The sequence below is a fragment of the Pseudomonas agronomica genome, assembly GCF_025917275.1.
Classification (GTDB): domain Bacteria; phylum Pseudomonadota; class Gammaproteobacteria; order Pseudomonadales; family Pseudomonadaceae; genus Aquipseudomonas; species Aquipseudomonas agronomica.
Genome location: NZ_JAOSHO010000266.1, coordinates 1 through 7,006, shown reverse-complemented (window position 1 = coordinate 7,006; position 7,006 = coordinate 1). Strand labels below are relative to the sequence as shown.

The 7,006-nt window shown below is 60.5% G+C and carries 7 protein-coding genes; 6 read left to right on the top strand and 1 reads right to left on the bottom strand.

Annotated elements, in window-relative coordinates; translation table 11 throughout:
• The 3 genes from OC610_RS17795 to OC610_RS17785 all read left to right on the top strand — a co-directional run.
• On the top strand, positions 1-140 hold a 140-nt coding region (locus OC610_RS17795; protein ID WP_264429457.1), incomplete at its 5' end, for a M3 family metallopeptidase.
• Entirely contained in the window at positions 137-415 is a 279-nt protein-coding gene (locus OC610_RS17790) for a YheV family putative zinc ribbon protein (protein ID WP_018600854.1), read from the top strand. The genes OC610_RS17795 and OC610_RS17790, both read left to right, overlap by 4 nt.
• A gap of 119 nt (positions 416-534) precedes the next feature.
• Positions 535-2,544: a M3 family metallopeptidase gene (locus tag OC610_RS17785; protein WP_264429453.1), complete on the top strand. Its 2,010-nt coding sequence runs from the start codon at positions 535-537 to the stop codon at positions 2,542-2,544.
• Here OC610_RS17785 and OC610_RS17780 read toward each other — a convergent pair.
• Positions 2,523-3,200, bottom strand: a complete 678-nt coding sequence (locus OC610_RS17780; RefSeq protein WP_408636607.1) for a phosphatase domain-containing protein — start codon at positions 3,198-3,200, stop codon at positions 2,523-2,525. The genes OC610_RS17785 and OC610_RS17780 overlap by 22 nt on opposite strands.
• A gap of 175 nt (positions 3,201-3,375) precedes the next feature.
• Between OC610_RS17780 and OC610_RS17775 the strand changes: the two genes are divergently transcribed.
• From OC610_RS17775 to OC610_RS17765, 3 genes are all read left to right on the top strand, one after another.
• The gene (locus tag OC610_RS17775) at positions 3,376-4,434 is read left to right on the top strand and encodes a PA0069 family radical SAM protein (RefSeq protein ID WP_264429448.1); all 1,059 of its coding nucleotides are present in this window, start codon (positions 3,376-3,378) and stop codon (positions 4,432-4,434) included.
• 210 nt (positions 4,435-4,644) lie between these two features.
• The gene (locus tag OC610_RS17770) at positions 4,645-5,376 is read left to right on the top strand and encodes a carbonic anhydrase (RefSeq protein WP_264429447.1); all 732 of its coding nucleotides are present in this window, start codon (positions 4,645-4,647) and stop codon (positions 5,374-5,376) included.
• A gap of 93 nt (positions 5,377-5,469) precedes the next feature.
• Positions 5,470-6,999, top strand: coding sequence for a SulP family inorganic anion transporter (locus OC610_RS17765; RefSeq protein ID WP_264429445.1), 1,530 nt, complete (start codon positions 5,470-5,472; stop codon positions 6,997-6,999).
• Positions 7,000-7,006: the final 7 nt, after the last annotated feature.

Genomic DNA, 7,006 nt, shown 5'->3' with positions numbered 1-7,006 from the left:
GTCGCGCCTTCCGCGAGGCGATCCTGGCGCGCGGCGGTTCCCAGGAGCCGATGGTGCTGTTCGTCGACTTCCGTGGCCGCGAGCCGTCGATTGACGCACTCTTGCGCCATAGCGGCCTGAGTGAGGACGCGGCAGCATGAGCGAGGGGCCTGTGATTACCAAACGACGCTTCATCGCCGGGGCGGTCTGCCCGGCGTGCAGTGAGCCGGACAAGTTGATGATGTGGAACGAAGACGGCGTGCCGCATCGCGAATGCGTGGCCTGCGGTTATTCCGACACGCTCAACGAGCAAGGCCTGTCGGTGCCCAAGGAATTGGGCACCCGGGTCAACACCTCGGCGCTCAAGGCGCCGGACGCGAAAGTCCAGGCGGTGCAATTTTTCCCCAACCCCAAGTTGAAGAAAAAAACCGACTGAAATCTCCTGCATCAGCTTTCGGGCCGTCCGGCCCGAAAGCTATACATATATACCGCAGGGTGCCACCGCTTCCTCTTCAGACTGGTCCGACACGTCCACACTGAAAGGAAGCATCTACCGTGTCATATCCAGAAAACCCATTGCTGCAAGCCTACGATCTACCGCCCTTCGCGGACATCCGGGCCGAACACTTCTCCCCCGCCCTCGACCGGATATTGGCTGAAAGCCAAGACAAGGTCGCTGACATCATTGCCAGCCAAACCCCTTTTCCAACCTGGGACGACCTGGTCCTGGCGATGGATGAAATCCACACTCGCCTGGAGGGTTTCGGCTATCTGCTCAACCTCCTGACCAAGACCCGGGAGGGCGAACCCTGGAAGCAGGCGTCGCTTGATTGTGAGACCCGATTAATTGATTTTCGCGATGAGCTGCTAAAAAACGCCAAGCTATTTGAGCTTTACCAGCGCTTGGCGAATAGCGAAATAGGGATCAATCTCGAACCGGCGCGCAAAAGAGTCCTGGATAAGAACCTGCTGCAGTTTTGCGAAAACCAGCCCTGTATCCCGGGGATTGACCAGAGCCAGGTAAAGCTGCGCATTGAAAACGCCGAGCAACTTTTTTGGGACCAACTGCAAAGTGCAAACAAAGCCTGGACCCTGCCCATTGTCGATGAGGACCAGCTCAGCGGCCTGCCGGCGGCATTCAAACAGCGCATGGCCCTTCAGGCGAACAAGGCTGGGCAAACGGGATGGCTGCTGACCCTTGATGATGAGTCGCATCGTATCGTGACCCTCTACGCCGACAATCGCGCGCTGCGCCAGCAAATCCACGAGGCCTACTGCACGCGAGCCTCCGATCAAGGACCGCAGGCCGGCCAGTTCGACAATGGGATGGTACTCAAGCAACTGCTGGACGACCGCCACGAATACGCCAACTTGATGGGTTATTCGGATTTCGCTCAGATGACTGTCGCGTCGGAGCAGGCCCAGACCCCCGAAGAGGTGATGACATTCTTGTCTGCGCAACTCCAATTGCAGCAGAGCACGTTCAACCGGGATACCGAACAGCTGAAAGCCTTCGCCAGGCAACAAGGCCTCAGCGAGCCCGAACCCTGGGATTATCCGTACCTCGCGGAAAAACTTCGCCACAAGGCGGCAGGCATTTCACAGCAAGAGCTGAGTGCCTGGTTTCCATTGGAGGCTGTCTTCCCCAAGCTGCTGGCAATCGCGACGAATCTGTTCGCGGTGGATTTCATCGAACGCAAGGATGTGCCGACGTGGGATCCTGATGTGCGCCTGTTTGAAGTTTCGGAAGAAGGGACGTGCATCGGTTATATCTATTTTGACCCCTACGTGGCCGATGGCCAGGACGGTTACTCCCATACCACGACCATTCGCGACCGCCAGATAACCGCTGAAGGTAAACTGCGACGCCCCATCGCCGTCCTGCATGGCTGGCTGCCACGGGGAACAGCCGCGAACCCGACGCTGCTCGACCATCTGCAGCTACGCATTCTTTTCCATGAGTTTGGTCATTGCTTGCATCAGGTCCTGAGCCAGGCCGCCTATCGGGACATCTCGTCGATCAATCGACTCTCCCGCGATTCGGCGGAATTCGCCGGATGTCTGTTTGAACGGTGGTGCTTCTCCAAGGAATGCCTCGTCCGCGTATCGACACATCACCAAACCGGAGCACCCTTGCCTGGCGAGATGGCGGATCAACTGATAACGCTCGTCACGACCCAGGCCAGTTGGGAAACCGCCAACAACTGGCGAAATGCGCTGTTGGATATCGAGTTGCACCGTACTCACGGTGATGGACGCAGCATCCAGCAGGTATTCCAGCAGGTCAGTGAACAGATAAGCCATTTGCCAGTCATTGCCAACTCACGCCTGGCCAATGGGCTGGACTACCTGGTGACAGGTTACGAAGCAAGGATGTACGCCTATCTATGGTGCCCTGCCCTGGCCGAGCGGGTGTTCAAAAGGTTCAAGCGCGACGGGGTGTTCAACGCGACGACCGGCAAGGCGCTTCGACAACACATCCTCGGGCCGGGCGATTCAGGGCCGTTGTACGAGCCCATCGAAGCCTTCTTGCAGGCGACCGATCATCGTGGCGAAAGGGCCTGAGGGTCGAGGTGATGCGCCGTGGTCGTTGAGTTGACCCAGCTTTTCAACGAGCACAACGCAAAGACGCTCGTACTGCAATCGCCGTTCGCCAACGCCACGCGGAGTTTGTCGACATCGGCTTGCATCATGTAGCGCACGCCGTCCTTGAAGTGATGGCTGTCACCGAAGCCGCCCTCGGTCATTTCGTTCAGGGCGTCCTCTTTGCTCCAGCCTTGCACAACCACCCGGTACATGGCGGCCACCAGGCCGGTGCGGTCCGACCCGTGCTTGCAGTGCATCAGCACCGGTCCGTTGGCCTCGGCCGCCTGGATGGCACGCAAGGCCCTGAGAATATCGCTGTCATCGACGTGATTGGTGCGGTAGGGCAACTGCACTTGCTGGACGGTGGGCGTGGACAGCCAGCGCTTGTCCGACTCCGGCAGGAAGGTGATGACCGTGCCGATCTTGAGCTTCGCCAGCAGGGGCAAAGCACCGCTATCTGGCAGCGAGCTGCGGTAAAGCGTCGGTGACATCTGATAGAGGTTGTAGTCCTTTTCCACTGGCTGGGCCCATTCAGGGGGCCGTGCCTCGATGGCATCGGCTGCTTGGGCGGGCATCTCCCCGAGTCCGACGCACAGGGCCAGGCAGAGCAGGGAACGGGAGCAGAACGTGAGCATGCACAAGCGACCGAAATGAGGACGAGATGAACAGTGTCGGCTCGTTCCGGTTAAAAGCCTGTGAGCAGAACGTCAAAGGGTTGTGAAGGCTTGTCGGTTATTGGCTGCCGAATGGCACTGGCCTTAATCGAATGCAGCGAATACTGTATGCGCATACAGCTATCGGAGTATCCCCATGTCCGCCTCCCTTCCACCGCGCGGGCGCGGCACCGCGACCAACCCGCACAACCGCTTCGCCCCGAGCCGCTCGGTGGCCGAGGACGACGGCTGGTACCAGGAAGTCCCGCCGACCCAGGGCACCGAAGTGCGCATCGAAACGGCCAAGACCATCATCACCCGCAACACGTCCACGGACATCCCGTTCGACCGCTCGATCAACCCCTACCGAGGCTGCGAGCACGGTTGCATCTACTGCTATGCGCGGCCCAGCCATGCCTATTGGGACATGTCGCCGGGGCTGGATTTCGAAACCAAGCTGATCGCCAAGACGAATGCCGCCGATGTGCTGGAAGAACAATTGTCCCGGCGCGGTTATCAATGCGCGCCGATTGCGCTGGGTTCCAACACCGACCCCTACCAGCCGATCGAACGCGAGCAGCGTATCACCCGCCGGATCCTCGAAGTGCTACTGCGTTATCGGCATCCGGTGACGATCGTCACCAAGGGTTCGCTGATCCTGCGCGACCTGGACCTGTTGACCGAACTGGCGCAACAACGCCTGGTGCACGTGATGATCAGCCTGACCACGCTGGACGATGAGCTCAAGCGCATCCTCGAACCCCGTGCGGCGGCACCCAAGGCCAGGTTGCGGGCGATAAAGGTCATGCGCGAGGCGGGCGTCCGGGTGGGTGTGCTCTGCGCGCCGATGATCCCGATGATCAACGACAGCGAAATCGAGAGCCTGCTGGCCGAAGCCCATGCCGCCGGGGCGCAGAATGCCGCCTATGTCATGCTGCGCCTGCCCCTGGAGGTGGCGCCGCTGTTCGAAGAATGGTTGCAGGCGCACTACCCGCAACGCGCCGCCCATGTCTTGAGCCTGGTGCGCCAGAGCCGCGGTGGCGAACTTTATGACAGCAGGTTTGGCGTGCGAATGCGCGGCGAAGGCCCTTTTGCGGACTTGCTGGCCCAGCGCTTCGCCAAGGCGCTTAAACGTCTGGGGATGGAACGACGCGATGGTTACGATCTCGATTGCGAAGCCTTCTGTCCGCCGGGGCGACAGATGTCGTTGATTTAAATACAGTTCGCTTTAAATTGGAGCTTGAACATGGCGAGAAACAAACGCCTGTGGCGCTTTGTTTATGCCTCGTAGGACGCGTCCTAGAGCCTTCGATTTCAGTTTGAGTTAAGTTTCGGCCGCTACCTTGTTCATCGAGTGACTGACGGGTCGAGCACTTCGGCCTGGATGTTTTTTAACCAGCCACTGGCGTCTCAAAGAGGATGAATCATGAGTGACAAGGATAAACAGCCGTTGGCTGCGTCGGCTTCAGCCCAACCCGAGGCGGAAACCGCCGATGCAGCGCTGCAGCACATTGTTGACGGCTTTTTGCATTTCCATCACGAGATCTTTCCCCAGCAGGAAGAACTCTTCAAGAAACTCGCCACCGCCCAGAAACCCCGGGCGATGTTCATCACCTGCGCCGATTCGCGCATCGTGCCCGAGTTGATCACCCATAGTTCCCCTGGCGACCTGTTCGTGACCCGTAACGTCGGCAACGTCGTTCCGCCTTACGGCCAGATGAATGGCGGCGTTTCCACCGCCATCGAATACGCCGTGCTCGCCCTCGGCGTGCAGCACATCATCGTCTGCGGCCATTCCGATTGCGGCGCCATGCGTGCCGTGCTCAACCCCGACACCCTGGAAAAAATGCCGACGGTCAAGGCCTGGCTGCGCCACGCCGAAGTCGCCAAGACCATGGTCCATGACAACTGCCCGTGCGGTGACGAGAAGCAGACCATGCCTGTCCTCACCGAAGAAAACGTGATCGCGCAGTTGCATCACCTGCGAACGCACCCCTCGGTGGCTTCGCGCATGGCCAGCGGCCAGTTGTTCATCCACGGCTGGGTGTACAACATCGAGACCAGCGAGATCAAAGCCTTCGACGCGGACCAGGGACGTTTCCTACCGCTCGATGGCAGCCATCCGATACCGGTGGCGACGCCCAAAGCGCGCTTCTAACCACTCCTAATCATCCTTGCATGGTTTCACGCCTTCCCGCTTTTTGAGCGGGCAGGCCGCGCCATGCCTGAAGAAAACTTCGGGAGAGTCGCCATGCGTGCTGCTCAATTAAAAGCTGTTCTGCCACGGGAGCTCCTGGCTTCGGTGGTTGTGTTTCTGGTGGCGCTGCCCTTGTGCATGGGCATTGCCATTGCATCGGGCCTGCCACCGGCCAAGGGCCTGATTACCGGGATCATCGGTGGCCTGGTGGTGGGTTTCCTGGCCGGCTCGAAGCTGCAAGTCAGCGGTCCGGCTGCCGGGTTGGCGGTATTGGTCTTCGAACTGGTGCGCGAGCACGGCGTGGCAATGCTCGGGCCGATCCTGTTGCTGGCCGGTCTGCTGCAATTGCTGGCGGGGCGTTTTCGCCTCGGCTGCTGGTTCCGAGTCACCGCGCCCGCCGTGGTGTATGGGATGCTGGCCGGCATCGGCGTGCTGATCATCTTGTCCCAGGTCCATGTGATGCTCGATGCGGCACCCAAGCCTTCGGGCCTTGATAACCTGGCAGCGTTCCCTGCGGCGGTGGCCCAGGCTTTGCCGTCCTTTGGCTGGCAGGCTGGCCTGCTCGGCTTGTCGACGATCGCGGTGATGTGGCTGTGGGAAAAGTTTCGCCCTCACACGCTGCGCTTCATTCCCGGCGCGCTACTCGGCGTGGGCCTGGCAACGGTTGCCAGCCTGCTGCTGGCGTTGCAGGTCAAGCGCGTGGATGTTCCGGAAAACATGGCCGAAGCCATCGACTGGCTGCGCCCGGCGGATTTGCTGAACCTGGCCGATCCGACGTTGCTCATCGCCGCGTTCGCGGTGGCCTTCATCGCCAGCGCCGAAACCCTGTTGTCGGCGGCCGCCGTGGATCGCATGCACAGTGGCGAACGGGCGGACTTCGACAGGGAACTGTCGGCCCAAGGTATCGGTAACATGCTTTGCGGCTTGCTCGGCGCGCTGCCGATGACCGGGGTGATCGTGCGCAGCTCGGCCAATGTCCAGGCCGGTGCGACCACGCGGATGTCAACGATTTTCCACGGCCTGTGGTTGCTGCTGTTCGTACTGTTGCTCTCCAGCGTGCTGCAAAGCATTCCGGTGGCGAGCCTGGCCGGCGTGCTGGTCTACACCGGCTTCAAACTGGTGGACCTCAAGGCATTCCGCGGTCTGGGCCGTTATGGGCGGATGCCGATGTTCACCTACGCCGCGACGGCGTTGGCGATCATCTTCACCGACCTGTTGACCGGCGTGCTGATCGGTTTCGGCCTGACCCTGGTGAAACTCGCCTGGAAAGCCTCGCGCCTGAAGATCAGCCTGATCGACTTGCCGCAGGAAGGCGAGATGGAACTGCGACTGGTGGGGGCGGCCACGTTCCTCAAGGTGCCGGCGCTGACCCAGGTACTGGGCTCCATCCCCGAAGGCGCGACGGTGCATGTGCCGCTCAATAACCTGAGCTACATCGACCACTCGTGCCTGGAATTGCTCGAAGAATGGGGCCGGGCGAATGCCAGCAAGGGGTCGAAGCTGTTGATTGAATCCCGCGGGCTCAAGCGCCGGTTGGAAGGGCGGTTGCGCACGACGGTGGGGGTTGGCGCAGCGGCTGGGTAACCCACAG

What these genes read in the sequence shown, in the direction of transcription:
- OC610_RS17790 (WP_018600854.1), top strand. Translation starts at nt 137, where the DNA reads ATGAGCGAGGGGCCTGTGATTACCAAACGACGCTTCATCGCCGGGGCG.
- OC610_RS17780 (WP_408636607.1), bottom strand. Translation starts at nt 3,200, where the DNA reads ATGCTCACGTTCTGCTCCCGTTCCCTGCTCTGCCTGGCCCTGTGCGTC.
- OC610_RS17775 (WP_264429448.1), top strand. Translation starts at nt 3,376, where the DNA reads ATGTCCGCCTCCCTTCCACCGCGCGGGCGCGGCACCGCGACCAACCCG.
- OC610_RS17770 (WP_264429447.1), top strand. Translation starts at nt 4,645, where the DNA reads ATGAGTGACAAGGATAAACAGCCGTTGGCTGCGTCGGCTTCAGCCCAA.
- OC610_RS17765 (WP_264429445.1), top strand. Translation starts at nt 5,470, where the DNA reads ATGCGTGCTGCTCAATTAAAAGCTGTTCTGCCACGGGAGCTCCTGGCT.